23 protein-coding genes are annotated in these 26,146 nt (G+C 70.9%); 15 read left to right on the top strand and 8 right to left on the bottom strand.

Annotated features, from left to right (window positions below; genetic code table 11):
- Positions 1-46: 46 nt before the first annotated feature.
- On the top strand, positions 47-1,144 hold the full coding sequence (locus ABDZ66_RS15810; protein WP_343760941.1) for an NADH:flavin oxidoreductase/NADH oxidase: 1,098 nt from the start codon (positions 47-49) through the stop codon (positions 1,142-1,144).
- Between the two features lie 273 nt (positions 1,145-1,417).
- Here the strand turns inward: ABDZ66_RS15810 and ABDZ66_RS15805 are convergent, their stop codons facing one another.
- On the bottom strand, positions 1,418-2,098 hold the full coding sequence (locus ABDZ66_RS15805) for an ABC transporter ATP-binding protein (protein ID WP_425544441.1): 681 nt from the start codon (positions 2,096-2,098) through the stop codon (positions 1,418-1,420).
- 136 nt (positions 2,099-2,234) lie between these two features.
- Here ABDZ66_RS15805 and ABDZ66_RS15800 point away from each other — a divergent pair, with 136 nt between their 5' ends.
- Positions 2,235-2,933, top strand: coding sequence for a Crp/Fnr family transcriptional regulator (locus tag ABDZ66_RS15800; protein ID WP_343760939.1), 699 nt, complete (start codon positions 2,235-2,237; stop codon positions 2,931-2,933).
- Between the two features lie 55 nt (positions 2,934-2,988).
- The gene (locus tag ABDZ66_RS15795) at positions 2,989-3,741 is read left to right on the top strand and encodes a fumarylacetoacetate hydrolase family protein (RefSeq protein WP_343760937.1); all 753 of its coding nucleotides are present in this window, start codon (positions 2,989-2,991) and stop codon (positions 3,739-3,741) included.
- 565 nt (positions 3,742-4,306) lie between these two features.
- Here the strand turns inward: ABDZ66_RS15795 and ABDZ66_RS15790 are convergent.
- A complete protein-coding gene (locus ABDZ66_RS15790; protein ID WP_343760935.1) occupies positions 4,307-5,443 on the bottom strand; it encodes an acyl-CoA dehydrogenase family protein in 1,137 nt (378 codons plus the stop codon).
- Positions 5,444-5,681: 238 nt separating this feature from the next.
- On the opposite strand from ABDZ66_RS15790, the gene ABDZ66_RS15785 reads away from it, so the two are divergent.
- On the top strand, positions 5,682-7,214 hold the full coding sequence (locus ABDZ66_RS15785) for an LGFP repeat-containing protein (RefSeq protein WP_343760933.1): 1,533 nt from the start codon (positions 5,682-5,684) through the stop codon (positions 7,212-7,214).
- Positions 7,215-7,226: 12 nt separating this feature from the next.
- Here the strand turns inward: ABDZ66_RS15785 and nagZ are convergent, their stop codons facing one another.
- Positions 7,227-8,777 carry a beta-N-acetylhexosaminidase gene (gene nagZ, locus ABDZ66_RS15780; protein ID WP_343760931.1) on the bottom strand — a complete coding sequence of 517 codons (1,551 nt, stop codon included), beginning with the start codon at positions 8,775-8,777 and terminating at the stop codon, positions 7,227-7,229.
- 85 nt (positions 8,778-8,862) lie between these two features.
- Here nagZ and ABDZ66_RS15775 point away from each other — a divergent pair, with 85 nt between their 5' ends.
- The 6 genes from ABDZ66_RS15775 (at position 8,863) to ABDZ66_RS15750 (ending at position 17,336) form a co-directional block, all read left to right on the top strand.
- Complete coding sequence (locus tag ABDZ66_RS15775) at positions 8,863-9,597, top strand: N-acetylmannosamine-6-phosphate 2-epimerase (RefSeq protein WP_343760929.1); 735 nt, start codon at positions 8,863-8,865, stop codon at positions 9,595-9,597.
- A gap of 164 nt (positions 9,598-9,761) precedes the next feature.
- Positions 9,762-10,991, top strand: coding sequence for an ABC transporter substrate-binding protein (locus tag ABDZ66_RS15770; RefSeq protein WP_343760927.1), 1,230 nt, complete (start codon positions 9,762-9,764; stop codon positions 10,989-10,991).
- Positions 10,992-11,237: 246 nt separating this feature from the next.
- Positions 11,238-13,289 carry a glycoside hydrolase family 20 zincin-like fold domain-containing protein gene (locus ABDZ66_RS15765; protein WP_343760925.1) on the top strand — a complete coding sequence of 684 codons (2,052 nt, stop codon included), beginning with the start codon at positions 11,238-11,240 and terminating at the stop codon, positions 13,287-13,289.
- A gap of 163 nt (positions 13,290-13,452) precedes the next feature.
- Positions 13,453-15,030, top strand: a complete 1,578-nt coding sequence (locus ABDZ66_RS15760; protein ID WP_343760923.1) for an ABC transporter substrate-binding protein — start codon at positions 13,453-13,455, stop codon at positions 15,028-15,030.
- A 261-nt stretch (positions 15,031-15,291) separates the two neighbouring features.
- Complete coding sequence (locus ABDZ66_RS15755) at positions 15,292-16,320, top strand: ABC transporter permease (protein WP_343760920.1); 1,029 nt, start codon at positions 15,292-15,294, stop codon at positions 16,318-16,320.
- 17 nt (positions 16,321-16,337) lie between these two features.
- Positions 16,338-17,336 (top strand): ABC transporter permease, encoded by a 999-nt coding sequence (locus ABDZ66_RS15750; RefSeq protein WP_343760918.1) that lies wholly within the window; start codon positions 16,338-16,340, stop codon positions 17,334-17,336.
- 93 nt (positions 17,337-17,429) lie between these two features.
- Here ABDZ66_RS15750 and ABDZ66_RS15745 read toward each other — a convergent pair whose 3' ends face one another.
- The 5 genes from ABDZ66_RS15745 to ABDZ66_RS15725 form a co-directional block, all read right to left on the bottom strand.
- The gene (locus tag ABDZ66_RS15745; protein ID WP_343760916.1) at positions 17,430-18,329 is read right to left on the bottom strand and encodes a DegV family protein; all 900 of its coding nucleotides are present in this window, start codon (positions 18,327-18,329) and stop codon (positions 17,430-17,432) included.
- On the bottom strand, positions 18,326-19,210 hold the full coding sequence (locus ABDZ66_RS15740) for an NAD(P)-dependent oxidoreductase (RefSeq protein ID WP_343760913.1): 885 nt from the start codon (positions 19,208-19,210) through the stop codon (positions 18,326-18,328). Before ABDZ66_RS15740 ends, ABDZ66_RS15745 begins: the two co-directional genes overlap by 4 nt.
- Positions 19,211-19,341: 131 nt before the next feature.
- Positions 19,342-19,884: a hypothetical protein gene (locus tag ABDZ66_RS15735; protein WP_343760911.1), complete on the bottom strand. Its 543-nt coding sequence runs from the start codon at positions 19,882-19,884 to the stop codon at positions 19,342-19,344.
- Between the two features lie 25 nt (positions 19,885-19,909).
- On the bottom strand, positions 19,910-20,854 hold the full coding sequence (locus ABDZ66_RS15730) for a prohibitin family protein (RefSeq protein ID WP_343760909.1): 945 nt from the start codon (positions 20,852-20,854) through the stop codon (positions 19,910-19,912).
- A gap of 49 nt (positions 20,855-20,903) precedes the next feature.
- Entirely contained in the window at positions 20,904-21,305 is a 402-nt protein-coding gene (locus tag ABDZ66_RS15725) for a YchJ family protein (RefSeq protein WP_343760907.1), read from the bottom strand.
- Between the two features lie 87 nt (positions 21,306-21,392).
- Between ABDZ66_RS15725 and ABDZ66_RS15720 the strand changes: the two genes are divergently transcribed.
- The 5 genes from ABDZ66_RS15720 (at position 21,393) to purD (ending at position 26,021) form a co-directional block, all read left to right on the top strand.
- Positions 21,393-22,205 (top strand): TrmH family RNA methyltransferase, encoded by an 813-nt coding sequence (locus tag ABDZ66_RS15720; RefSeq protein ID WP_343760905.1) that lies wholly within the window; start codon positions 21,393-21,395, stop codon positions 22,203-22,205.
- A complete protein-coding gene (locus ABDZ66_RS15715; RefSeq protein ID WP_343760902.1) occupies positions 22,202-23,359 on the top strand; it encodes a hypothetical protein in 1,158 nt (385 codons plus the stop codon). The genes ABDZ66_RS15720 and ABDZ66_RS15715 overlap by 4 nt, the downstream gene beginning before the upstream one ends.
- Positions 23,360-23,689: 330 nt before the next feature.
- Positions 23,690-23,863 carry a hypothetical protein gene (locus tag ABDZ66_RS15710; RefSeq protein WP_343760898.1) on the top strand — a complete coding sequence of 58 codons (174 nt, stop codon included), beginning with the start codon at positions 23,690-23,692 and terminating at the stop codon, positions 23,861-23,863.
- The gene (locus tag ABDZ66_RS15705) at positions 23,860-24,774 is read left to right on the top strand and encodes an MBL fold metallo-hydrolase (protein ID WP_343760894.1); all 915 of its coding nucleotides are present in this window, start codon (positions 23,860-23,862) and stop codon (positions 24,772-24,774) included. The genes ABDZ66_RS15710 and ABDZ66_RS15705 overlap by 4 nt, the downstream gene beginning before the upstream one ends.
- The gene (purD, locus tag ABDZ66_RS15700; protein ID WP_343760892.1) at positions 24,774-26,021 is read left to right on the top strand and encodes a phosphoribosylamine--glycine ligase; all 1,248 of its coding nucleotides are present in this window, start codon (positions 24,774-24,776) and stop codon (positions 26,019-26,021) included. The genes ABDZ66_RS15705 and purD overlap by 1 nt, the downstream gene beginning before the upstream one ends.
- Positions 26,022-26,146 lie beyond the last annotated feature (125 nt).

The raw sequence follows: 26,146 nt of genomic DNA, 5'->3' as shown, positions 1-26,146 counted from the left end.
GCCTGTTCCGTACTGACGCCCGGGGACCGGGGCTAGATTCGCGCGTATGACACCCGGTTCCAACGACACCACCCCCCTGCTGTTCCAGCCCCTGAAACTCGCGCAGTTGACCCTCCCCAACCGCATGGTCGTCTCGCCCATGTGCATGTACTCCGCGCGGGGCGGCGTGGCGAACGACTTCCACCTCGTGCACCTCGGGCAGTACGCGCTGGCCGGCGCGGGCCTGATCTTTACCGAGGCCGTCTCGGTGTCTCCCGAGGGCCGCATCAGCCCCGAGGACCTGGGCCTGTGGGACGACGAGCACATCGTCCCGCTGGGCCGCATCACGGACTTCGTTCACGCGCACGGCGGCCTGATCGGCACGCAACTCGCGCACGCCGGACGCAAGGCCAGCACCTACGCCCCCTGGCGCGGACGCGGCGCCGTCCCCGAGGAACGCGGCGGCTGGCCCGTCATCGGCCCCAGCGACCAGCCGTACAGCGACGCGCTGCCCACCCCGCGCGCCATGACCGCCGACGACATCGCCCGCGTCACCGCCGACTTCGCGCAGGCCGCCCGCCGCGCCGAGATGGCCGGCTTCGACACCGTCGAGATCCACGCCGCGCACGGCTACCTGCTGCACCAGTTCCTGTCGCCACTGTCGAACACCCGCACCGACGCCTACGGCGGCACCTTCGAGAACCGCGTCCGGCTGCTGCTGGAAGTCACGCGCGCCGTCCGCGACGCCTGGCCCATGCACAAGCCGCTGTTCGTGCGTCTCAGCGCCACCGACTGGGTCGAGGGCGGCTGGGACGAATCACAGACCGTCGTCCTGTGCGGCCTGCTGGCCCGCGAGGGCGTCACGGCCGTGGATCTCAGCAGCGGCGGCCTGAGCGCCCAGCAGCAGATTCCCGTGCAGCCCGGCTACCAGGTGCCCTTCGCGCGGCAGGTCCGGGCCGCCGTGCCGGAGCTGACCGTCATGACCGTCGGCATGATCGACACGCCCGAACGGGCCGAGGGATACCTGCAGAACGGAGACGCCGACCTGATCGCCCTGGGCCGCCCGCTGCTGGGTGATCCGCACTGGACGCAGGCGGCCGCGCAGCGCCTGGGCGTCACGCCGCCCGTCGCGCCCCAGTACGCCCGCGGCGCCCGCACCACCTGAGACGGACTCCGGTTGAATGGGCTGCAAAGACCATTCAATCCGAGCGAAGCGAGGAGGAGCTGGGCGGGTTCCGGACGTGGAGTTAACAGATCGGCGGTGTTCCGATCTGTTAACGAAACAAACGGAATCCGTATGAGACGGACTCCGGTTGAACGGCTGACAAAGCCGTTCAATCCGAGCGAGGCGACCCGGAGGGCGGCTCCGCAGCGTGGGAGCCCAGAGGACGGTCGGGCGTGGCGTCGCCACCCCGGCTCACCCTCCCGGGTCCGGTGGTCACAGCAGCGCCGGCACCGAGTCCGTGAACTGACCGTCCAGCAGGTGCAGCGTGCGGTCGGCGAACGCGGCGAGGCGGTCGTCGTGCGTGACGAACAGCACCCCCGCCTGCTCCTCGCGGGCCAGACCCACGAGCAGCTGCGCGACGGCGTGCGCGTTGGCGCGGTCCAGGCTGCCGGTGGGTTCGTCGGCCAGCACCGCGGCCGGCCGGGCCACGAGCGCACGCGCCACCGCCACCCGCTGCCGTTCCCCCCCGCTCAGGACGCCCGGCAGCGCGTCGGCGCGTCCGTTCAGGCCCACGCGGGCCAGCAGGTCCCGGGCGCGGGCCTCGTCCCGCTGTCCGGCCAGCCGGGAGGGAATCAGGACGTTGTCGATCACGCTCAGGTCGTCGAGCAGGTAGTGATGCTGGAAGACGAGGCCGATCTGCCCGGCGCGGCGCGTGGCGCGCACCTGCGTGTCCAGGCTGTCCACGCGCGCGCCGGCCCACCAGACCTCGCCCTGCTGCGGCACGTCCAGGCCGCCCAGCAGGTGCAGCAGCGTGCTCTTGCCGCTGCCTGACGGGCCGGTCACGGCGACCACCTCGCCGGGCATGACCCGCAGCGACACGTCACGCAGGGCGGTCAGGGAACCGTAACGCTGCGTCAGGGAACGGGCTTCGAGGGCGGCGGGAGCGGCAGTCACGGCTGCATGCTAGCGTCCGGGCAGAGCGGGCGCGGAAAGGGTGGTTTCTGCGGGCGTGTTCCCGGCAGTTCCGGAGCGGCCGGCGGTTCCGGCCAGACTGTTCAATGTTGCCTTGTCAAGCTAGGATGAGCGGACTATGGCCCGGTTGGACGATCTCAAGAACTCCCCACTTTTTCATGACGTCCCGGACGAGGCCCTGCAGGAAGCCCTGCGCGTGATCACCGAGCGCCGCTACCTCCCCGGTCAGGTGATCCTCGAACAGGACGCCGAGGGCGAGGCGCTGCACCTGATCACGAGCGGCGTCGTGCGCGTCTCCCGCATCAGCCTGGGCAGCCGGGAGCGCGTGATGGGTGACGTGTACTCTCCCGGCGTGATCGGAGAAACGGCCGTCCTGGGCGGCGGGGAGCGCAGCGCCACCGTCCGCGCCCAGACGGACGTCACGACCCTGATGCTGTACCGCACGCACTTCCAGCAGATCCTGCGCCGGCACCCACAGGTCCTGTGGAACCTCAGCGCGATGCTGGTGCGCCGCGTGACCTTCCTGAACGACGAACTGATCGCCTTCGGCCTGAACACCGAGGCGGCCCTCAGCCACGTGTTCCTCAGTCTCTACCGGCAGCGTCTGGCCGCCGGGGTCGTCAACCCCGAGGTGCTGCCCCTGTCCACCCAGGACATCATGGCCCGCATCTCGTCCAGCCGTGAGACCGTGTCGCGCGTGATGCGCAAACTCGACGCGGCCCGCCTCCTCACCTATACGAGCGCGCAGGTCACCCTGATCGACCCGGCCGCGCTGGAACACGTCACGCTGGACGAGGCCGACAGCAGCGCCGACTGACCCGGATGCCGGGCACCGGTCCGGGACGACCGGACAGATGCACTATCCTGCGCGCATGAAACTCGCGCGCATCCGGCACGCCGGCGAGGCCCACTGGGCCGAACTCGACGGTGACACCCTGCACCTGACCCGCTCGCTGGGCGGCCCCCGCACGGGGCAGAGCCTGCCGCTCGACCCGGCGGCGCTGCTGGCCCCCGCCGAGGCCGGCAAGATCGTCTGCGTGGGCCGCAATTACCTGGACCACATCCGCGAACTCGGGAACGACACGGGCGACCTGCCGAAGGAACCCGGCATCTTCCTGAAGGGCGCCAACGCGCTGGCCGAACCCGGCGGGACCGTCACCCGCCCCGACTGGACCCAGAACTTCCATTTCGAGGGCGAGCTGGCGCTGGTGATCGGCCAGCGCGCCCGGAACCTGACGCCCGAGACGGCGCTCTCGCACGTCGCCGGGTACACCTGCGGGCTGGACCTGACGGCCCGCGACCTGCAGAAGACCGACCTGCAGTGGTTCCGCGCCAAGGCCGCCGACCGCTTCTGCCCGCTCGGTCCGTGGCTGGAAACCGAGCTGGACGTCCGCGACCTGCGCGTGCAGACCCGCGTGAACGGGGAGGTCAAGCAGGACAGCCGCACACGTCACATGATCTTCGACGTGCCCTCCATCCTCACCTACGTGACCCGCTTTGTGACCCTGGAACCCGGTGACGTGGTGCTGACCGGCACGCCCGAGGGGGTCGGGCCGCTGCAGAGCGGTGACACGGTCGAGGTGGAGGTCGAGGGGATCGGCACGCTCGTCACGCACATCGGCTGACACGGATTCCGGTGGAACGGGCGAAAACCGTTCCGTCCGAGCGAAGCGACCCGGAGAGCAGCGCCGCAGCGTGGAAGCCCGGAGGACTGCCGTGCCGGGCGTGGCGTTGGAGCCGTTCTCCGAATGACGGCATCGGAACAGCAGACTTCCGATGCCGTCATTCTCTGGTTCTCATACGGATTCCGTTTGTTTCGCCAACCATCCGGAAGTTCACCGGATTGCCAGCTCCACGTCCGGAATCCGCCCAACTGCTCCTCACTTCGCTCGGATTGAACGGCTTTGTAAGCTATTCAATCCGAGTCCGTCTCAGCTGTTTCAGTCGGCCCTGCCCTTCAAGAGTCACCCGCTCTCCTGCGGAGCTTTACAGGTCCGTTCGGCCAGACAGGCTGCCTCTTTATGGCAACTGCTCCAGGGAAACAGACGGCAGGCCGCACGACACGGACCGGCGGACCGCCTCCCCTTGGGCGGCGTTGCGAGCCCTCCTGCCGGAGTCCGTCCGGGCAGCGCTGGAATGCGGGAGGGCGGCCGGAAGTGTGTCCCGGCCGCCCCCGTGGTGCCCGCCGTTTTACTTCAGCAGGTTGCGGCTGATCACGACGCGCTGGATCTCGTTGGTGCCCTCGTAGATCATGTTCAGTTTCACGTCGCGCAGCAGTTTCTCGACCGGGTACTCGCCGACGTAGCCGTACCCGCCGTGCACCTGAATGCCCTCGTTCGCGGCGTTGAAGGCCATCTCGCTGCAGTAGGCCTTGGCAATGGCACTCTCGAAGCCGTGCGGCAGGCCCTGGTCGACCAGCCACGCGGCCTTCTGGTACATCAGGCGGCCGGTCTCGATGCCCATGGCCATCTCGGCCAGCTTGAACTGGATGGCCTGCAGTTCCGCGATGGGCTTCCCGAAGGCGGTGCGGTCCTTGGCGTACTTGATGCTTTCTTCCATGGCGCGCCGGGCGATGCCGACCGAGCCGGCCGCGACCGGAATGCGGGTCTTGTCGAGGGTCTTCATGGCGATCTTGAAGCCGTCGCCCAGCCCGCCGAGCTGGTTGGCGCGCGGCACGCGGACGTTCTCGAACACCAGTTCGCTGGTTAGGCTGGCGCGCTGGCCCATCTTGTGCTTGATCTTGTTGTAGCTGAAGCCCGGCGCGTCCTTGGGCACGACCAGCGCGACGGTGGCGCGGTGGCCGCCCTGGCGGTCGGTGGTGGCGAACACGACCGTGAACTCGGCGAGGCCGCCGTTGCTGATCCACATCTTGGTGCCGTTGATGACCCACTCGTCGCCGTCGAGGGTGGCGGTGGTGTGCATGCTGGCCGCGTCCGAGCCGTTGTTCGGTTCGCTCAGCGCGAAGGCGGCCAGGCCGGCCTTCTCGGTCAGGGGCGTCAGGAAGCGCTGCTGCTGCTCCTCGGTTCCGCCGATCAGGACGGGCGCGATGCCCAGTTCGCTGGCCATCAGGACGGTGTAGATGCCCATGCAGCCGTACGCGAGTTCCTCGCCGATCAGGCACTCGTCGAACATGCCCAGGCCCAGCCCGCCGGCGTGCTCGGGGATGCTGGGGTTGAGCAGACCGACCTCGAAGGCCTTCTCGACGACCTGCCAGGGCAGTTCTTCCTTCTGGTCGTACTCGGCGGCGATGGGGATGATCTCGCGGCGGGCGAAGTCACGGGCGAGTTGCTGCAGCTGGCGTTGTTCGTCGTTCAGGGTGAAATCCATGACTGGGGTCCTCCGGGTGGGGGGCTTCACGGGTCCGTGCCGGCGCGCGGAACCTGAAGGCAGGGTGAGGGAACGGCCGTTGATGGGGCTTGTACTCAGTTCAATCTATCAGCCGGTGAGCCCGTCTGTCTCGCCCGTCCCCGCGGAACCCCCACCGACCCGGCCACCCACACTGGACACCGATCACGGCCCGATCATGCCCGCCCGTGTTCAATGCACCCACCCACCGGGAGGCACCATGCACACCCCCAGCCCGACGCACACCCCCGACCACCCACAGGCCCAACTGACCCACACCACCCACCTGCAGGTCACGGACGACGAGACCTTCGGCCGGGACCACGCGCTCGGCTGCCAGCATGACCTGACCCTTCTCGGTCCGGCCTGCCCCGACGCGGCCTACCACCTCAGGGGCCTGGGTGGCCGCGACCGGCAGGTGACGCTGAGCGTGACCTTCACCCTCACCCCCGCCGGCCCCGTCCAGATCAGCGGCGAGGCGCGGCTGCTCGCCCGGCCTCCCGACCTGCCCGCCCGGGAACTGGGGTGCGCCGCCTTCAGCGGACAGGTGGCCCCCGGTGAGACCCGCACCCTGCGCACCCGCCTGTGCTGCCACGAGAGCGGCGACGAGTACGCCCGCATCACCCTGACCGTGCAGCACACCGCCCTGCACCCGGCCGATCCCGCCGGCACCCTGCACGCCTGCGCGCAGGCCCTCGGCGCCGCCCACACCGGCCCGCCCGCCGGTCCGTGCGAGGCCGTGCGGGGGGGCCACCGCCGCAGCTACCGGCACGCGGACCTGTACGCCTCGCCCGCCACCGGCGTCCACGAGATCCGCGGCGACCTCCGCCGGCGCTACGACGCCCTCGGCGGCCCGGACAGTCTCCTGGGCCTGCCGGTCAGTGATCCCACCCCCACCGCCGACCGGGCCGGGCAGTTCAGTCACTTCCAGGGGGGCAGCCTGTTCCTTCACCCACGCACCGGGCCGATGGCCGTCCACGGCGACCTGCGCGCCGCCTGGGCCAGCGCCGGCTGGGAACGCGGCCCGCTCGGCTACCCGACCAGCGACACGCTGCCCCTCGCGCCGGATGGCAGCTTCAACGACTTCCAGAACGGCGTGCTGGTCCTCCTGGCCGGCCGCCCCACCCCGCCCGTCACCGCCACCCTGACCCGCGGGGCCCTGCTGGCCGCCGTGGACGCCGCGCTGCGCCGCCACCTGCCCGCCGGCCTGCTGGACAGCGTGACCCTCGCCGGCGTCAGCGACACCCGCTTCGACCTCCGCCGCAGCGGCAACCGCGTCCTGACCTTCCACCTGCGCGGCCCCGTCCGGCCCGGCCCGCACGGCCGGCCGGACCCGGCCTTCGAGGCGTGGCTGCCCGTGCAGTTCGCCGCGTCACCCGCCCCGGACGCCTGCCGGCCCGTCCGTCTGATCGCCCGGCAGGCCGGCCTGATCACCCTGCGCGCCCCACCGGACCGGCAGGGCCGCCTGCCGTCCCTGGGGGACGCGCTGGGCCGCCTGCTGCGCGCGCCCGTCACCCTGGCCAGCGTGCCGGGTCACGCGGGTCTGCTGAGCTTCAAGGTGCTGGCCGACGGCAGCCTCAGCCTGTCGTTCCGGCCGGACCCGGCCGGTCACGCTGCCGCCGCCGCCGCCCGGCGGTTCATGGACCGACTGCGACCGACGCCACGCCCCGCCTCGTCACCCGGACCGGGTGCAGGCGACCCCTGGCGCCTCGCTGCGGGGGCGGAGGGCGGCGCCCCCGCGGCGAGGCGCTGAGCACCCGCCGCGTCAGTGCCCGAAGGGCAGGCGTCCCGGCGCGCGCGCCTCGCCGCGCAGCCAGGCCAGCAGGGCGGCGCGCGCCTCCGGCCGGAACCCGAAGGTCAGGACGGCCGGGGCGTCCACATCCAGCGCCGCGTAGGGGTTGTACAGCGCCAGGTGCAGGTCCGGGCGCACCCCGCGCAGCGCCGGCTGGCGGTGACGGGCGGTCGTGGCGAGCAGCACCGGCACGCCCTCCGCCTGCAGCGCCGCCCAGTCCAGGTCGGCCGGATCGTCGAAGGCCGTCAGCTCCACCCGGTACACCCCGGCGAGTTCCGCGGCCAGCGTGGCGGCGTCCACGCTGGCCTCGCTGACGTTCTCGCGGGTCACGCGCCGCTGCGCGACCAGCCTGATCCGCGAGCCCGGCGTGGGCGCCACCGGGTCCCGGTACGCGGTGAGCCCCTGCGCCCAGGCCCGCGCGAACAGCGGCGCGTCGGCACCCGGGTCCAGGGTGGTGTCGGCCTGCGCCGGGTAGCGGCGGGCCAGCGCCGAGAGCCGCGCGGCGCTCGCCTGTCCCTGCGCCGGGTCCAGCCGGCCGTCGGCCAGCGCGCGGGCAATGGCGTCCAGCGTGGCCTCCTGCGCCTCGCGCCGGCCCAGCGCCATCACGAGGTCCGCGCCGGCCTGCAGGGCCAGCACGCCGGCCTCGCCCCGCCCGTAGTGGTCGTCGATGGCCTTCATGCCCATCGAGTCCGTCACGATCACCCCTTCAAATCCCCACTCGCCGCGCAGCAGACCCGTCAGGACGGGGCGCGACAGCGTGGCCGGCGCGTGCGGGTCCAGCGCCGGGTACACGATGTGCGCCGTCATCACGGCCGGCGTGCCGGGCAGCAGCGCCCGGAACGGCGCGAATTCGGTCCGGTCGAGTTCTTCCCGCGAGCGGGTCACGCTCGGCAGCGCGTGGTGACTGTCGAGCGACGTGTCCCCATGCCCGGGGAAATGCTTCACGCAGGCGGCCACGCCCGCCGCGTCGTGCCCGGCGAGCGCGGCCCCGCCGTGCCGCGTGACGAGCGCCACCTGCGACCCGAAGGCCCGCTCCCCGATCACCGGGTTGGCGGGGTTCACGTTCACGTCCAGCACCGGCGCGAAATTCCAGTTGATTCCCACCGCCCGCAACTGCCGCGCCAGGGCCTCGTTCACCCGGCGGGTCAGGTCCGGGTCGTCCGCCGCGCCGAGCGCCATCGCGGACGGAGCGAACGGCCAGAACGTGGGCCGCAGGATCGCGCCGCCCTCGTGATCGAGCGCGATCAGGGCGTCCTCACCCATCACGGCGCGCAGGTCCGCGCACAGCGCCCGCAGCTGGTCGGCGTCCACCACGTTCTTCCCGAACAGGCACACGCTGCGGATCCCGTGCCGGCGCAGGGAGGCGGCGGTGTCGCCGTCCAGGGTGGGGCCGGGGATGTCCACCATCACCAGTCGCCCGGCCCTCAGCGCATCGGCCCTCAGCGCATCGGGGCTCAGCGCGGCGGCGTTCAGGGCGTCGGGGCTCAGGGCGGCGGCGTGCGGCTCGTCAGCTTCGAAGGTCACGCGCCCAGGGTACGGCAGGGACGCGACCGCCTGACGCGCGGGTGGTTTCGACCAGGGCCCCGGCCGGCTGGGTACACTTCGCGGCATGACCCGTTCCCCCTTCCCGGATGCCCCGCGGCCGTCCCGCCTGAACGCACTGCGCGGCACCCTGATCGTGAGCGTGCAGGCCGATGACGGTAGCCCCCTGCGCGACGTGACGCACATCGTCGCCCTGAGCCGCGCGGCGCTGCTGGGCGGCGCGGCCGGCCTGCGCCTGCGCTCCGGCGAGGACATCCGCGCGGTGCGCGCCGTGACCGACGTGCCGGTCATCGGGCTGACCAAACGGGCGCAGCCGGGGTCGCCGGTGTACATCACGGCCACGCCCGGCGAGGTGCAGGAGGTCGCGCGGGCCGGCGCGGACATCGTCGCCTTCGACGGCACGGACCTGCCGCGCCCGTTCCCGGTGGCCGACCTGGTCCGCGCGGCGCACGGGGCCGGGGCGCTCGCCATGGCCGACATCAGCACGCTCGGGGAGGCGCGGGCGGCGTACGCGGCGGGCGCGGACATCGTGGGCACCACCATGAGCGGCTACACGCCGCACAGCCCGCAGCAGCCGGGGCCGGACTTCGCGCTGATGCGGGCCCTGCACGCGGCGGGCCTGCCGTTCATCGCGGAGGGACGCCTGAACACGCCGGCACTGGCCGCGCAGGCGCTGGCGACGGGAGCGCTGGCCGTGGTGGTGGGCAGCGCCATCACCCGCCCGGACCACGTGACCCGCTGGTTCGCCGCCGCGCTGCGCCCCGACCCGGCGCAGGCCGCGCGGGCAGGGGAGACCAGCTGACCCCCGGTTGCCGCGCCCGGGGCGGACGCACGCAGATTCTCAGGCAGAGGCGGCCAGAAACCGCTACATTCGGCGCACATCCCCTTTCAACCGGACCGGCACCCTGCGTGCGCGGCCCGCTCCGTCCCTGCTCACCGTCCTGCCCACCACATTCTGGAGACACCATGAAGAAACTCATCCTGACTGCCGCCCTGTTCACTGCCGCCACGGCCGGCGCCCAGAAGACCCAGCTGGAATTCTGGACCATCAGCCTCGCGCCCCTGTTCAACGACGAGATGAACCGCCTGGTCGCGCAGTTCGAGAAGGAAAACCCCAGCGTGGAACTCAAGTGGGTGGACGTGCCCGCCACCGCCATGGAGCAGAAACTGCTGGCGTCCGTCGCCGCCGGACGTCCCCCCGCCGCCGTGAACCTCAGCAGCGACATGACCGTCAAACTCGTGCAGCAGGGCGCGCTCGAGACGCTGGACCTCAGCGACGCGCAGCGCAAACTGTACTTCGCCAGCCCGCTGAACACCTTCACCTTCGACGGGAAGGTCATGGGCGTGCCGTGGTACTGGGCGCCGAAGGTCGTGGCGTACAACACCGAGATCTTCCGCAAGGCCGGCCTGGACCCCTCCAACCCGCCCCGCACCATCCAGACCCTGATCGCCGCCGCCAAACAGATCAAGGACCGCACCGGCCTGTACGGATTCATGCCGAACATCAACGGGATCAGCATGCTGTACGTCTTCCAGGAGGCCGGGCTGCCCGTGCTGGACAAGAGCGGCGGCAAGGCCGTGTTCAACAGCCCCGAGCACGTGAAACTGCTGCAGACCTACGTGGACCTGTACAAGAAGGGTTACATCCCGGAAGACACCATGCGCCGCGGCTTCACGGCCGCCACCGAACTGTACTCGGCGGGCAAGCTGGGCATGCTGATCACGGGCCCGCAGTTCATCCTGCGCGTGCAGAACGACAACAAGACCATCTTCGACCAGACGCGCGTCGCGCCGTACCCGATCAACCTCGCCGGGAACGTCATCCACACCGGTCTGATGGGCTTCATGGTGCCCAAGGGCGTCAAGGACAAGGCGCTGGCGCAGAAGCTCGCGCTGTTCCTCACGAACGACGTCAACCAGCTGCAGTTCAGCAAGGTCACGAAGACCACCTTCCCCAGCACCGTGAAGGCCAGCACCGACAAGTTCTTCAAGCAGGGCGGCTCGGACGCCGTCAGCCAGGGCCGCCTGGTGGCCTCCACCGAACTGAAGAAGGCCAAGGACCTGACCCTGATCTACCCGGACGCCAGCAAACTGAACAAGGTCTTCAAGGACAACGTCGAGGCGGCCATGGCCGGCCAGAAGACCGCCAAGCAGGCGCTCGACGACATCGTCAAGGCCTGGAACGCCAGCCTGTAATCCGGGCGTGGGTGGCGGGAGGCGGCGCGTCTGGCCCGTGCGCCGCCTCCCGGCCTGTTCTTCCGGGCGCTGCCCGACGGCACGCCCGGAACCCGATTTGCTCCTCCTCTGCGGCGCAGCTCTCCGAGTCGCATCCGCTCGGATTGAACGGCTCTGTAAGCCGTTCAATCGGAGTCCGTATGAGACGGATTCCGCCCGGAGGGGGTGCAACCACCGTTCAGTCCGGCCGTCCGGATGAGGTGCGATATGAAACCGATTTCTTCCGCTGTGGCGCTGCTGTCCCTCCTGTGCACGCCACTGGCTGCGGCCGCCCCCGTGACCGTCACACCCTCGACCGCCGCGCGGCTCGTCAGCCCGGCCCCCGGCCTGGTCCCGCAACCCCGGTCGGCCCAGTTTCCGACCGGCACGCTTTCCCTGAACGGTCTGGGCCTGCGCGCGGTCGGGAGCGCCCCGGAACTGGGCTGGGCGGCCCGTGACCTGCGCGGCGAATGGAAGGCCCGCCTGGGGGCCACGCTGCCCGACGCGGGCGCGGCCGGCCCCGCCATCACGGTGGGCACGCTGGCCGACCCGGCCCTCGCGGCCCGCGCGCAGCAGGCCGGTCTCCTGACCCGCGACCCGGAAGGCTACGCGCTGTGGGTGGACGCGGGCGGCGCCTTCGTGGTCGGCGCGGACGACCGCGGCGCGTACCTGGGCGTGCAGACGCTGCGTCAGCTGCTCACGCCGGAGGGCCTGCGCTTCGCGCGGATCTCGGACGCCCCCGCCCTGAAACAGCGGATCGCCATGATCTACCTCGACAGCAACAGCCAGGCCGTCAACGACCGCCTGATTCCCATGCTGGCCGCCCTGAAATTCAACGCGGTGCTGATCATGGCCGACTACGTGCAGTGGGATGCGGCCCGCGCCGGGGGCTTCGCGCACCCGGGCGGCGCGACGAAGGCCGAGGCGCGGCGCGTGGCCGACCTGGCCCGCAACCACGGCCTGGAGGTCATTCCGCTGATCGAGACGCTCGGGCACGTCGGCTGGATGTTCTACGGCGGCAAGAACCTCGACCTGCGCCAGGACGAGGGCAGCCAGAGCCCGTACGCCTACGACACCCTGAACCCCGCGACCTACGACCGGGTGATCCTGCCGGTCCTGAAAGAGGCGGTGGAGGTCTTCCGGCCCACCCGGTTGCACCTCGGGCACGACGAGGTCCGCAGCCGCGACCGCTTCCCCGCCCGCGAGAACGGGAAGGCGGTGGGGTTCGAGCAGCTGTTCGTGGACGACCTGCTGAAACTCCACGGGTACCTGAAATCCATGAACGTGAGCAGCATGATCTGGCACGACACGGCCTTCGCGGACGCCGTGCTGGGCAGCGTCCCCCCGCGCCTGCCGAAAGACCTGCAGGTGGCGTACTGGGCGTACTCGCCCGGCACGTCGTTTCCCGCCCTGAAGACCATCCGCGACCAGGGCTTCGCGGTGCTGGGCGCCAGCTGGGCAGACGCCGGCAACGCCGAGGGCTTCGCGCGGGCCGCCCAGGAAGGCGGGGCCGGCGGCATGATCCAGACCCGCTGGACCGGGTACTTCGGGAATCCCAGCATCTGGGACGGAAATGCCGAGCAGGGCGTCGCCTTCGTGCGTGCCGCCGGCGCCTTCTGGAACCCGTCGGCGCCGCCCGTCGCGGACGCCGCGCCGCGCTACCGCGACCTGTACCGGCCGGAACCGTACCGCGCGACGGGCGGCGCGACCGTGAACCTCGCGCCGCTCGTCACGCGCGCCCTGACCGACGACGAAGGCCGCGGCTGGATCGGCAAGGGGGCCGACATCGACCTGCGCAACCTGCCACGCGGCGTGACCCGTCTGGGCCGGTACACCTTCGACGTCAGCGGGGCCGTGATGCTGCGCGGCAGCCGCGCCAGCGTCCGCGACCTTCCGGCCGAGGTGACTTTGGACCTCAACCGCCCCGCCGCCGGACTGGTGTTCCTGCACGCCACGGGCTGGCCCGCCGCGAGCGCCCGCGAGGTCATCGGCCGCTACGAGATCGAGTACGCCGACGGCAGCCGGGTCACGCAGCCCCTCGAGTACGGCCGGCACCTGCGCGCCTGGACGGACCTGCTGCCCAGCTCCATGATTCCCGCGCCCGTCTGGGCCGGCCGCACCGGCGACGGCCTGGACGTGAACCTCACCGCCCTCGAGTGGGTGAACCCCAGGCCCGGCGTCGCCATCCGCTCCGTGCGGGCCGTGAGCGGCGGCGGGAACGCCAACCTCGCGCTGCTGGGCCTCACGGTCCTCGATCCGGCGCCCGCCACGGTTCCCTGAGGGGGTTCCGTCCGGCGGGCCGCGTCCCGTCCAGGGGTGTCCGTCGCTTGACACCCCCCCGGCCGGCCCCTACCCTTAACGCACGATTCACCTTTTTACCGTCCACATGCGCAGACCCGCCGGTTCTCCCGGTGTCGCCCCGCATGCCGGACCCGGAGGTTCCATGAAGAAACTGCTCCTGACCGCCCTGCTCTCCACCCTCAGCGCCGCCTCGGCCGCCACGCTGGTCTTCGGCGGGAACGGCGAACCCGTCAGCCTGGAATCCGGAAACATCACCGACGGCATCAGCATCCTGGTGCAGCGTCAGATCTACGACACCCTGGTGGACTTCAAGCCCGGCAGCACTGACCTGGCGCCCGGCCTCGCCACCTCCTGGAAAGCGAACGCCAACAACACCGCCTGGACCTTCACGCTGCGCAAGGGCGTGCGCTTCCATGACGGCACCCCCATGAACGCCGACGCCATCGTGTTCAACCTGGGCCGCTGGTGGGACAAGAGCCACCCCTACGGCTTCCGCGACCAGGGCCGCACCTTCGAGATCATGGGCGAACTGCTCGGCGGCTACAAGGGCGACGCCACCGCCGTCATCAAGAACATCGTCAAGGTCAACGACACCACCGTCCGCATCGACCTGAACAAACCCTCCAGCGTGCTGCCCAACGTGCTGGCCGCCGGGTACTTCGGCATCGCCAGCCCCGCCGCGATCAAGAAGGAAGGCGCCAAGTACGGCACGCCTGCCAGCAAACCCGTCGGCACCGGCCCCTTCATCTTCCAGAGCTGGCGCACCGGCGACCGCGTGACCCTGCTGCCCAACAAGCTGTACTGGGGTGACAAGGCCAAGGTCGACCAGCTGGTCATCCGCAACATCAAGGACGCCAGCCAGCGCCTGAACGAACTGAAGGCCGGCACCATCGACTTCGCCAACGACCTGACGCCCGACAGCCTCAAGAGCGTGCAGGGCGACAAGAACCTCGTGGCTGTCAAGCGCCCCAGCTTCAACGTGGGCTTCGTCAGCATGAACAACCGCAACCAGTACCTGAAAAACGAGAAGGTGCGTCAGGCGATCGCCATGGCCATCAACAAGAAGGCCATCGTGGACGCCTTCTGGAACGGCCTGGGCGTCAGCAACGCCAGCTTCGTGCCCCCGGTCATGAACTGGGCCAACAGCCCCAAGGTCCCGGCCGACTACAAGTTCGACCCGGCCGCCGCGAAGAAGATGCTGGCCGACGCCGGCTACCCCAACGGTTTCTCCATCGACCTGTGGTACATGCCCGTCAGCCGCCCGTACTTCCCCACGCCCAAGCCCATCGCGGAGGCCATCGCCGCCGACCTGAGCGCCATCGGCGTGAAGGTCAACCTGAAAACCGAGGACTGGGCCAAGTACCTCGAGGACCGCAACAAGGAACCCGGCTTCGACATGTACATGATCGGCTGGACCGGCGACTACGGCGACCCCGACAACTTCTACGGCGCGTACTACGGTGCCAACGCCTCGGACGACATCAACTGGAACCCCGCGAACGTCGAGACGCTGCTGCAGCAGGGCCGCGCCGCCGCCACCCAGGACGCCAAGGCCAAGGTCTACGCGCAGCTGCACGAGATCACCTACAACGCCGCGTACCGCATTCCCATGGTGCACAGCAACCCGCTGGCCGCCGCGCGCAGCTACGTCAAGGGCTGGGTGCCCAGCCCGCTGGGCAGCGAACCCTTCAACACCATCACCGTCACCGGCAAGAAGTAAGCCCCGCCAGGGGGGGCGGCAGGTCTCCAGTACCGGGGACCTGCCGCTTCCCGTTGTGTGCCGCTGCGCCCCCGGGCGTTTCCCCGCCGCGGCGCACCACCGTGGATTGTCTGATCCACCCGGACTGCCCGGTCACCCCGCGGGCGGCCCGGCAGGTACACTGTGCGCCGACACACTGTCTGACCGTCCGCCGAAACCGACCCGACCGGGCCTGTCGGCACCCGCTTCCGTTCCATTCATTTCACCCAAGGGAGGTCTGCTTTGGGCAGTTACCTGATTCGCCGCCTGCTGCGGACCGTGCTGGTCATGCTGGGCATCAGCCTCGTGGTCTTCGTGTTCGTCCGCTCGATTCCCGGCGACCCGGCCATCGCCATGCTCGGCGAGCGCGCCACGCCGGAAGCGGCCGCCGCGCTGCGCGAGCAGCTCGGCCTGAACAAACCCTGGTTCTTCAACCCGGCCAATCCCCTGGACGCCCAGTACCCCAAGTACATGAGCGCCCTGCTGCAGGGTGACCTGGGCACCGGTATCAAGAGCAACATCCCCGTCCGGGACGACCTGAAAACCCGTTTCCCCGCCACTGCCGAGCTGAGCATCGCGGCGCTGCTGTTCGCGCTGGTGATCGGCATGCCCGCCGGGATCCTGGCGGCCCTGCGCCGCAACAGCGTCTGGGACAACCTCGCCACGACCATCTCGCTGATCGGGGTGAGCATGCCGGTCTTCTGGCTGGGCCTGCTGCTGTCGTACTTCTTTGGCGTCAAGCTCGGCTGGCTGCCACCCAGCGGTCCGCTCGGCACCGAATTCACCATCCGGCCCATCACCGGATTCAATGTCCTGGACGCCCTGTTGCGCGGCCAGATGGACGCCGCCTGGGACGCCGCGCGGCACCTCGTGCTGCCCGCCATCGCGCTGGGCACCATTCCCCTGGCGATCATCGCCCGCATCACCCGTTCCTCCATGCTGGACGTGCTGGGCCAGGATTACGTGCGGACCGCGCGCGCCAAGGGCCTCAGCGGCCGCTCGGTGGTCCTGAAGCACACGCTGCGCAACGCGCTGCTGCCGGTCGTGACCGTCATCGGCCTGCAGGCGGGCGCGCTGCTGGGCGGGGCCGTGCTGACCGAGACGATCTTCTCGTGGCCCGGCATCGGCTCGTGGGTATACGACGCGATCAGCCAGCGTGACTACCCGATCATCCAGGGGGGCGTGATCTTCGCCGCGCTGGTCGTCAGCGTCGCCAACCTGATCGTGGACCTCAGTTACGCCGCCCTCGACCCACGCATCCAGTACAGCTGAAGGGACCTGGTGACCTCATGACAACCGCGACCGCTCCCGCCTCCAAACCCCGCCAGGACAGCATCTTCTGGCGCCGCTTCCGCCGCAGCGCGCCCGGCAAGGTCGGCGCGGTCATCGTGGCCGTGTTCGTGCTGCTGGCCGTGTTCGCCAGCGTCCTGAAACCCTACGACCCCACCGTGGACCGCAACTACAGCCTGATCCTGAAACCCCCCAGCCTCAGCGCCCTGTGGAACAAGGACGTGGCCGAGGCGTACACCGATCCCGTCACCGGCAAGGTGAACATCTGGCGCGCCCCCTTCGGGACCGACAACCTGGGCCGCGACATCATGACCCGCACCCTGCACGGCACCCGCATCAGCCTGAAAGTCGGCGTGGTCAGCACCGTCCTGGCCCTGGCGCTGGGCACGCTGCTGGGCCTGCTCGCCGGGTACTTCGGCGGGTGGCTGGACAGCGTCCTGGGTTACCTGACCGACGTGATGCTGGCCTTCCCGAGCATCCTGCTCGCCATCGGCTTCGCCAGCATCTTCAGCGCCAGCGACCCGCCCCTGCTGATCGCGGGCATGGACCGCCTGTTCGCGCTGAACAGTCCGCAGCTCGTGACCGCCATGCTGGCCGTGTCGCTGGTGCAGGTGCCGGTGTACATGCGACTGGCACGCAGCGTGGTCCTGTCCATCCGCGAACGCGAGTTCGTGCAGGCCGCCGGGGCGCTGGGCGCCTCGCAGGGCCGCATGATCTTCCGTCACGTCCTGCCGAACAGCCTCTCGCCGCTGATCGTGCAGGGCGCCCTGAGCATCGCCACCGCCACCATCGAGGTCGCCGCGCTGGGCTTCCTGGGCATCGGCGCGCAGCCGCCCCTGCCGGAGTGGGGCACCATGATCAGCGACGGCCGCCAGTACTACGTCGACGCCCCGTGGACCATGATCTTCCCCGGCTTGGCCATCCTGCTGACCGTGCTGGGCTTCAACCTGCTCGGCGACGGCCTGCGCGACGTGCTGGACCCCCGCAGCACCCAGTAAAGACGGTGATGGTCGAGAGTTGATGGTTGATAGAGGAGAGGAGGGACGCCCGGCATGAGCGGCGTCCCTCCTGTCATTGGTCACTGTGGGCTTTCAGCGTTCCCAGGGCCACGCGCCGGGCGCGGCGGCGATCCCGACGGTGCGCGGGCCGGTGTGCACGTTCAGGACCGGGTTCACGCCCGTCACGTCCGACCACACGATCGGGTGGCGGCCCTTCAGGTGGCCCAGCACCTCGTCGGCGTCCTCGCGCACGCTGCCGTACAGCAGGCCCACGCGCAGCGGCGTGCCCTCCCCGAAGCGGCGCGTGACCTGCGTGGCGACCGCCTCCATGCCGCCCCGGTACGAGCGGGCGCGGCCCACGTTCGTGTACGTGCCGCCCTGCTTGTCCACCGTCACCACGGGTTTGAGGTTCAGCAGGCCGCCCAGCGTGGCCTGCACCCGCCCGATCCGCCCGCCCCGGCGCAGGTACTCCAGCGTCTCGATGGTGAAGTACAGCTCGGTTTCCTCGTGCACGGCGCGCATCCACTCGCGGGCGGTCTCCAGGCTCTCGCCGCGCGCGGCCGCCGTGCCCGCCGCGTGCAGCTGGAAGGCCTGCGCGGCGCTGAGGGTGCCGCTGTCATGCAGGGTCAGGTTGAACTCGTCGCCCAGCGCCTGACGGGCCTGCTCGGCGGCGTTCATGCTGCCGCTCAGGCCGGCGCTGATGGTCACGCCCAGCACGTCCCGCACCCCGGCGCGGCGCACGGCGTCCATCCAGTCCTGCGGGGTGGGCTGGCTGCTGGTCGGGTGGTTGGGGTTGCTTTCCAGCATGCGGAACAGGTCCGCGCGGCTGATCTCGTTCGTGCGGTAACTGGCGTCCCCGAACGTCACCGAGAACGGCGCGACCGGCACGTCGTTCAGCAGGGAAGGGTAGGCGTCCAGGCCGCCGTCCGTGACGATCCCGAAGCGGGGAGAGGTGGTCTGGGCGGTGCCGGGGGTCATGCGTTCCTGTGTCATTTCAACTCCACGTCGTTCATCTGCTCAATCAGTTTCAGGGCGGCCGTGTGATCCTCGTCCGCGCCCACCACGCGTTCTGCGGCGCGCAGCAGGGCCGCCGTCTGGGCCAGCAGCGGCGCGCTGCCCCGCACCTCGCCGGTCAGGTCGGCGGCAATCCCGGCGTCCTTGGCGAGCAGGCCCAGCGCGAACGTCGCCGGGAACTCTCGCGTCAGGACCCGCTGCCCGATCAGGTTCTGGCTGGCGTTGCTGCGCCCGCTGCTGGCGTTGATGACGTCCAGCGCCGCGCCCAGGTCCACGCCCGCGCGGGCCAGGACCGCCAGGCCCTCGCCGGTCGCCCACAGCGTCACGCCCAGCAGCGCGTTGTTCACGGCCTTCACCGCGAAACCCGCGCCGCTCTGGCCGACATGCACGACCTTCCCGGCGAATGCCAGGTGCGGCCGCACCGCCTCCAGCGCGTCGGCGGGGCCACCGACCATCACGGTCAGGGTCCCGGCCTGCGCGCCGGCCGTGCCGCCACTCACGGGCGCGTCCAGCAGCGTCACGCCCCGCGCGGCCAGCCGCTCACGCTGGGCGGGCGCGGCCTGCGGGTGCCCGCTCGTGCAGTCCACCCACACCGCGCCGCGATTCAGGTGCGGCTCCATGACGCTCAGGACCTCGCTGACCTCGGCGCTGGTGGGCAGGCAGGTGAAGATCACGTCCGCGCCCGCCGCTTCCTCCAGCGTCACGGCGCTGCTGCCGTGCGCCCGTGCGTGCGCCTGCGCTTTCGAATCGGTACGGTTCCAGACGTGCGCGGTCAGGCCGCTGGCCGCCGCGTACCGGGCGAGGTGGGCGGCCATCGGGTCGCCCATCGCCCCGAGACCCAGGAAAGCCAGTGTCGTCATACACGCAGGCTACGACCCCGCGCCGCTGCGGGCCGTCATTCTGAACCCGGTTCAATCTTGCGCTGATCCTCATGCAGCCCGGAACGCGCGCCCCCAACACCTGCGCCACCGGAATCCGCGCCGCGTGACCGTCACGGTTTCTGACGCAGCCCGCTCCCGGCACTCTCGGCCCCGAAGCGTTCGCGCAGGAACCGCCCCTGCGTCAGCAGCCGGTCGGCCGCCGCGTGATCGTGCCGCAACGCCTCGCGCACCCCGTCCTCCAGCAGCGCCAGTTGCTCGTCCAGCAGCACCTCCGGCGCTTGCCCCTGGCGTTCCAGCGTCTGCCGCGCGGCCGGCGTCAGGTGCGCGTAGGCGCGCAGCGTGTCCGGCAGGTACGAGTCGCGCGTCTGCGCCAGCAGGAACGCCGTGCGCGTATCACCGCCACCCGCCTTCAGGGCGTCCGTCACGCCCGACAGCAGCGCCCAGGCACGCGTCCGGGCGGGTTCCGGCAGCGACAGCAGCAGCGGCAGCGTCAGACCAGCGGCCGTACCGGCCTCTGCCTCCTGCCCGGTCAGTCGGGGCAGCGCGGGGACCTCGGCAGACTTCAGGGCGCGGCGCCCGGCGCGTGTGGTGTTGTCCACGTACATGACCGCCGCGACCCCCGCGAAGATCAGCATCAGCATCAGAACGACCATCATGCGCAGGCTATCGCACGGGCGCTCATGGTTTCGCGGCCGTCTTCGCGGGCTGCGTGAGTGTGCCCACGTCCAGCAGGAAGTTCCCGGTGCTGGGCAGCATGACGGTCTGAATGCCGGGCGAGAGTTTCTCGGCGACCGTCAGCTGGATCAGTTGCGGGTTCTCCCGCAGCGCCCGTCCGCGCAGCGACAGCGCCTCGGCCTCCCCGCGCGCCCGCGCCACCGACGCCTTGGCGGCCCCTTCCGCCTCGACCACGGCCCGCTGGGCGCTGATCGTCGACTGCTGCAGGCGGTTGCGTTCCACCGCCACCTGCTGCTCGGCCGCCTGCTTCTGCTCGATGGCCTTGGCAATGCTGTCCGGAATGCGCAGTTCACGCAGCAGCACGCTGTCCAGAACCAGATTGTTCCGCTCGAAGATCTTGCGGAGTTCCGCCGTGATGCTCGCCTCGACCTCCTGCCGTTTCGAGGAGATGATGTCGGCCGCGCCGAACTGCCCGATGGCGTCGCGGACCTTGCTGCGCACCTGCGGCCGGATCACGGTCCGCACGTAGTCCCGCCCGAGTTCCTTGTGCAGCGTCGCGGCCTTGGCGCGGTCCACCCGGAACTGCACGGTCACGTCCGCCGTGATGTCCAGGCCTTCCTTGCTGCGCGCCCGGATGGCGCCCTCGTCCCCGTCCTGGGTGGTGTGCGCCAGCGTGACCTCCTGAAGGCGGGCGTCGTACAGGTTCACGCGGTCCACGAACGGCACCAGAAAATGAATGCCTTCCTGAAGCGGCTGCGCCTTCACGCCACTGAAGGAACTGAACACCACCCCCACGTACCCGGCCGGAATGACCTTCACGCTCTGGCTGACCAGCACGGCCGCGGCCAGCAGACCGCCGATCAGCAGCGCGGCCGGCCGGCCCGGTGGGCGCACCTGCACCGTGGGCCTGCTGCGGGTCTGGCTGCCGTTCACTGTTGGCTCAGTCATGTCTCATGATACGCGGCCGGACCGGCAGACGTTCCCGCCGCACCCCGCTTCAGACGGGGTCGCTGTCGCCGCCGGCCGGCGACTGCCCATCCAGGTACAGCCAGCGGCCATCCACCTGCACGAACTCGCTGTTCTCCCGCAGCGTGTACCGCTCACCGTCAGGCAGGCGCAACTGCGCGGCGAACTCCACGCGGCGGCCCTCGGCGCGGCGCACCCGCAACCCCAGGTACCGGGTGCCGTCCCGCAGGTCCAGCGTGCCCGGCCGGGTGTCCGGATGCCAGGTCTGCAGGACGTACGCCGCGTTTCCCAGCGCGTACGCGGCGTAACGCGACCGCATCAGCGCCTCGGGCGTCGTGGCGGGCGCACCGGCATGCAGCGGCCCGCAGCAGTGCCCGTAACTGCGGCCGGACCCGCACGGGCAGGATTTGAAGGGAGGATAGGCGAGCGCCATGCGCACAGGCTAGCGCGAACGCCGGCCGGCCGCACCCGCCTCCCGCCGACCGGTTCCGGCAGGCGCGGCGCGGCATAATGGCCGGCGATGACCACGCCCGCCCCGATCACCTCCCTCCAGAACAGCCACGTGAAACGGCTCGTGAGACTCCGCACCCGCCGTGAACGCGAACAGGAAGGCGTCATCCTGATCGAGGGCGCCCGCGAACTGCACCGCGCCGCCGCGTCCGGCGTGAACCTGGACACCCTGTACACCTGCCCGGCCCTGTTCAGCCCCGAGGCGCACGCGCTGGCCCCCGAACTGACCCACCCGCACCTCACGGTCCTGGAACTCTCCCGCGCGGCCTTCGAGAAGGTCAGCGGCCGCGAGAACCCCGACGGCCTGCTGGGCCTGGCCCCCACCCCCCGCGCCGCGCTGCCCGAACCCGGCCCGGACGCCGTGACGGTCGTGCTGCACGGCCTGGAGAAACCCGGCAACGTCGGCGCGATCCTCCGCACCGCCGACGCCGCCGGCGCGGACGCCGTGATCGTCCTCGGGCGCGGCGCGGACCCCTACGGCCCGAACGTGATCCGCGCGTCCCAGGGCAGCGTGTTCAGCCTGCCGGTCGCGGTCATGGACGAACAGGCCGCGCAGGACTGGCTGGCCGCCCGCGCCTTCACCACCGTCGCCTGCACCCCCGACGCGCCCCGCACCTACTGGGACGCTCCCCTGACCGGCCGGGTCGCGCTGCTGCTCGGCACCGAGCACGAGGGCCTGCCCGCCCACTGGCGGGACACCGACCACTCGGTCAGCATTCCCATGAACGCCGCGCGCGGCGCGGACAGCCTGAACGTCGCCACCGCCGCCGCCCTGGTGCTGTTCGAATGCGCCCGCCAGCGCCGCACCGGGAGCCGCGCGTGACCCCGGTCTCGGCCGACCCGTACCGCGAGTGGCTGCGCCAGCGCCTCAGCGCCGAACTGGGCGTGCGCGAGGCAGACCTCGCCATCCAGGGCGCGGTGCAGCGCCGCGGCTGGACCGCCGTGCGCGCCCTCGGCCCGCGCGACGTGGTCGCCGTGCTGCAGGACGTGTACTCGCAGATGCGCGAGAACTTCGGGGACGCCCGCGCCGACAAGTGGCTCGAGGGCACCACCCTGGACCTCGCCAAGTTCGCCGAGTCCGTCCCGGTCCCCGCCCAGCCGGCCGCGCCCGGCCCGATCGCCCCGGCCCCGTCGCCGGTCAAGTGGGGACGCCGCGCGCACGACCTGCCGCTGCTGCTGGCCCGCTCGCACGCCGAGATCGCCAGCCGCAGCCTGGGCGCCATCCGCAGCAACCCGGACCTGCTGAGCCTGGAACGCGCCGCCGAATGGGACGTGCAGGCCACGCAGGCCGAGGTGCGGCGCTGGGAGACCGAGGAGATGCTCAGCAAACTCCGCGCCGACCACGCCCGCATCGAGGTGGCCGACCAGGTCGCGGCGGCCGTCGCGCAGGGCGACCTGCTGCGCCTGACCGTCCAGGAACTCGAGGAAGCCAGCCGCAGCGGGCAGGTCGTCAGTCCGCAACTGGCGCACTCGCGCCTGATGGTCACGCAGACCCGCGCGTTCCTGGAGGCATTCACGCCGCTGATCGAACTCGAGGACGCCGACACGCCCCTGACCATGCTGGAACTCGACCTGAGCAACGCCCGCTTCTCGCTGGGCGTGCCGCTACACCCCAACGTCCTGCGCGCCCGCCACGCCCTGAACTACGCGCAGTGGCAGGCCGGCGAGGCCGGCGAGGCCAGCCCGCAGGTCATGCAGGCCCACCACAACCTGCACCTCGCGCAGGCCGAGGCGCAGGCGCAACTGGACGCCACCCTGAACGCCGCCCGCACCCACCAGGCCAGCCTGCGCCAGCTGGCCGCGCAGGTCGAGACGCTCGAACGCCGCGCCCTGCAACTCACGCAACTCGGCGGCGACCCCCTGAGCCTCGCCCGCGTCCGCCTCGAGTGGCGGCAGGTGCGCACCGCCGCCCGCGTGCAGGCCCACCGCCTGGAGGAAGCCGTGCGCCTCCTCGAAGCGCTGGTCAGCGAGAACTGAGCCGGACTCCGTCCGTTTCGCTCCTCCGCTGCGGAGCCAGCTCTGCGAGTCGCGTCCGCTCGGACCCGGCGGCCCGCCATTCAATCGGAGTGCTTCTGATACGGATTCCGTTTGTTTCGCCGACAATCCGGCACTTCACCGGATTGCCGACTCCACGTCCGGCACCCGCTTTGCTCCCACTCGCTTCGCTCGGATTGAATGGGCTTTGCAGCCCATTCAATCGGAGTCCGTATCAGAATGACGTGGAGTCACTTTAATCCCGTCTGACCCGGACCCGCTGCCCAGTCCACGGCCGCCCGGCCCCCGGGGGCAGCGGGTATTCTGCGTCTCATGGCACTCTGGCTTTTGTTCGGCGTGATTCTGCTCAGCGCCACCGGCATTCTCGCCCTGACCTTCGGCCCCCTGCGCGCGGCCACGAACGTGCGGACCATCCGCATCATCGCGTACGTGCAGTACGCCTGCGCGCTGCTGCTGCTCGGCGTGCGCCTCAGCGGGAAGGCATGACGCCCCACGTCCACGCGCTGGACCTGAACTTCCAGGACACGCCGGGCGTCATCGCCGCGTTCGTGTTCGACACCGGGGACGGCCTCGCGGTCGTGGATACCGGCCCGACCAGCACCCTCGGCGCGCTGCGCGGCGGCCTGACCGGCCTCGGCGCGACCCTCTCGGACGTGCGGCACGTCCTGCTGACCCACATTCACTTCGATCACGCCGGGGCGGCCGGCACGGTCCTGAACCTCGTCCCTCAGGCCCGCGCCTACGTCCACGCACGCGGCGCGGCGCACCTGTCCCACCCGGAACGGCTGGTGGCCAGCGCCACCCAGATCTACGGGGATCACATGGAGCGCCTGTGGGGCGAGATGCAACCCATCGACCCCGCGCGCCTGACTGTCCTGCAGGGCGGCGAACGCCTGCGCCTGGGCAGCCTGGACGTGCAGGCGCTCGATACGCCCGGCCACGCCGTCCACCACCTGAGCTTCCATGCGGGCGAACACCTGTTCGTGGGTGACGTGGGCGGCATCCGCCTCGACGCCGCCCAGACGCCCCGCGCGCCCACCCCGCCCCCGGACATCAACCTCGAGGCGTGGCGGGACTCCGTGCAGACGCTACGCACCCTGGACGCCCGCACCCTGCACCTCGCGCACTACGGCAGCCACCCGAACACCCCCGCCCACTGGGACGACCTGCTGCGCAACATGGACACCGACGCGCAGCGCGTCGCCGCCGGACTGCAGGCCGGGCACGACCTGGACACCATCACCCACACCTTCACAGGGGACCTCATGAACGACCTGAGCCGCGAACACCCCGGCCTGCCCGCCCGCTTCGACTTCGCCTGCCCCCCCTGGATGAGCGTGCAGGGTCTGGTGCGCTACTGGCAGCGCCGCGCCGCCCGCTCCGGAGGCGACCGCTGATGCGCGTGCTCGTCATCGGCGGCGGCGGCCGCGAACACGCCATCGCGCACGCCTGCGCCCGCCACGGCCACGAGGTCCTGTGCACCCCCGGCAACCCCGGCATCGCCGCGCACGCCCGTATCATCGACAGCCCCCAGGACGCCCCCACCCTCGCCCGCCTCGCGCAGCAGGAAGGCGCCGACCTCGTCATCGTCGGCCCCGAGGCGTACCTGGCCGCCGGACTGGTCGACGAGTGCGCCGCGCTGGGCATCCCCGCCTTCGGCCCCACCCGCGCCGCCAGCCGCCTCGAAGGTGACAAGGCCTGGAGCAAGGCCTTCATGGAGCGCCACGGCATCCCCACCGCCGCCCACCACGCCTTCAGCGACCTCCAGACCGCCCTCGACCACGCCGCGACCCTCACGCCCCCCATCGTCGTGAAGGACGCCGGCCTGAAAGCCGGGAAGGGCGTCACCATCGCCCACACCCCCGAGCAGGCCCAGGCCGCCCTGCGCGACATCTTCACCCAGCCCGGCGCGCAGGCCGTCACCGAGGAATTCATGACCGGCCAGGAAGTCACCATCCTCGCCCTGTGCAGCGGCACCCAGTACGCCCTGACCCCCCCCAGCCAGGACCACAAGACCATCTTCGAGGGCGACACCGGCCCCATGACCGGCGGCATGGGCGTCATCTGCCCCTTCCCCCTCGAACCCGGCGTGCTGGGCGAGATCCGCCGCGACATCATCGAACCCACCCTGCGCGGCATGACCGCAGAGGGCCTGCCCTACACCGGCGTCCTGTACGCCGGCCTGATGCTCACCCCCACCGGCCCCAAGGTCGTGGAATTCAACGCCCGCTTCGGCGACCCCGAAGCCGAAACCGTCCTCCCCCTTCTTACCAGCGACCTCGCCCAGCACGCCCTGGACGCCACGCGCGGCCAGCTCGACCCCGCACAGGTCACCTTCAGCGACGCCGCCAGCGCCACCATCATCCTCGCCGCGCCCGGCTACCCCGCCGAACCCCACAAAGACATTCCCATCACCCTCCCCGACCCCGGCCCGCACGGCATCATCCACCACGCCGGCACCCGCACCGAAGGCGGGCGACTCCTCAGCAGCGGCGGCCGTGTCCTGGCCATCACCGCCACCGCCCCCACCCTGAACGCCGCCCTGGGCCGCGCGTATGCCCTTGCCGACCAGACGGACTTCCCCGGCGCGCAACTGAGGCGCGACATCGGCCGCCGCATCGGCGCGCACCCCGACCCCACCTGATACGGACTCCGATTGAATGGGCTGCAAAGACCATTCAATCCGAGCGGGTGCGAGTAGGAGAGAAACGGATTCCGGACGTGGAGTTGGCAGATCGGTGGTGTTCCGATCTGTCAACGAAATAAACG

The sequence above is a fragment of the Deinococcus depolymerans genome, from assembly GCF_039522025.1.
GTDB lineage: Bacteria > Deinococcota > Deinococci > Deinococcales > Deinococcaceae > Deinococcus > Deinococcus depolymerans.
This window is presented reverse-complemented; position numbering and strand designations above follow the sequence as displayed.

Excerpts from the sequence above, each read along its gene's own strand:
- ABDZ66_RS15710 (WP_343760898.1), top strand. The coding sequence starts at position 23,690 with ATGGCACTCTGGCTTTTGTTCGGCGTGATTCTGCTCAGCGCCACCGGC.
- ABDZ66_RS15770 (WP_343760927.1), top strand. The coding sequence starts at position 9,762 with ATGAAGAAACTCATCCTGACTGCCGCCCTGTTCACTGCCGCCACGGCC.
- ABDZ66_RS15725 (WP_343760907.1), bottom strand. The coding sequence starts at position 21,305 with ATGGCGCTCGCCTATCCTCCCTTCAAATCCTGCCCGTGCGGGTCCGGC.
- ABDZ66_RS15735 (WP_343760911.1), bottom strand. The coding sequence starts at position 19,884 with ATGGTCGTTCTGATGCTGATGCTGATCTTCGCGGGGGTCGCGGCGGTC.
- ABDZ66_RS15745 (WP_343760916.1), bottom strand. The coding sequence starts at position 18,329 with ATGACACAGGAACGCATGACCCCCGGCACCGCCCAGACCACCTCTCCC.
- ABDZ66_RS15795 (WP_343760937.1), top strand. The coding sequence starts at position 2,989 with ATGAAACTCGCGCGCATCCGGCACGCCGGCGAGGCCCACTGGGCCGAA.
- ABDZ66_RS15740 (WP_343760913.1), bottom strand. The coding sequence starts at position 19,210 with ATGACGACACTGGCTTTCCTGGGTCTCGGGGCGATGGGCGACCCGATG.
- ABDZ66_RS15800 (WP_343760939.1), top strand. The coding sequence starts at position 2,235 with ATGGCCCGGTTGGACGATCTCAAGAACTCCCCACTTTTTCATGACGTC.
- ABDZ66_RS15705 (WP_343760894.1), top strand. The coding sequence starts at position 23,860 with ATGACGCCCCACGTCCACGCGCTGGACCTGAACTTCCAGGACACGCCG.
- ABDZ66_RS15730 (WP_343760909.1), bottom strand. The coding sequence starts at position 20,854 with ATGACTGAGCCAACAGTGAACGGCAGCCAGACCCGCAGCAGGCCCACG.
- ABDZ66_RS15760 (WP_343760923.1), top strand. The coding sequence starts at position 13,453 with ATGAAGAAACTGCTCCTGACCGCCCTGCTCTCCACCCTCAGCGCCGCC.
- ABDZ66_RS15775 (WP_343760929.1), top strand. The coding sequence starts at position 8,863 with ATGACCCGTTCCCCCTTCCCGGATGCCCCGCGGCCGTCCCGCCTGAAC.
- ABDZ66_RS15790 (WP_343760935.1), bottom strand. The coding sequence starts at position 5,443 with ATGGATTTCACCCTGAACGACGAACAACGCCAGCTGCAGCAACTCGCC.
- ABDZ66_RS15810 (WP_343760941.1), top strand. The coding sequence starts at position 47 with ATGACACCCGGTTCCAACGACACCACCCCCCTGCTGTTCCAGCCCCTG.
- ABDZ66_RS15750 (WP_343760918.1), top strand. The coding sequence starts at position 16,338 with ATGACAACCGCGACCGCTCCCGCCTCCAAACCCCGCCAGGACAGCATC.
- ABDZ66_RS15785 (WP_343760933.1), top strand. The coding sequence starts at position 5,682 with ATGCACACCCCCAGCCCGACGCACACCCCCGACCACCCACAGGCCCAA.
- ABDZ66_RS15720 (WP_343760905.1), top strand. The coding sequence starts at position 21,393 with ATGACCACGCCCGCCCCGATCACCTCCCTCCAGAACAGCCACGTGAAA.
- ABDZ66_RS15765 (WP_343760925.1), top strand. The coding sequence starts at position 11,238 with ATGAAACCGATTTCTTCCGCTGTGGCGCTGCTGTCCCTCCTGTGCACG.
- purD (WP_343760892.1), top strand. The coding sequence starts at position 24,774 with ATGCGCGTGCTCGTCATCGGCGGCGGCGGCCGCGAACACGCCATCGCG.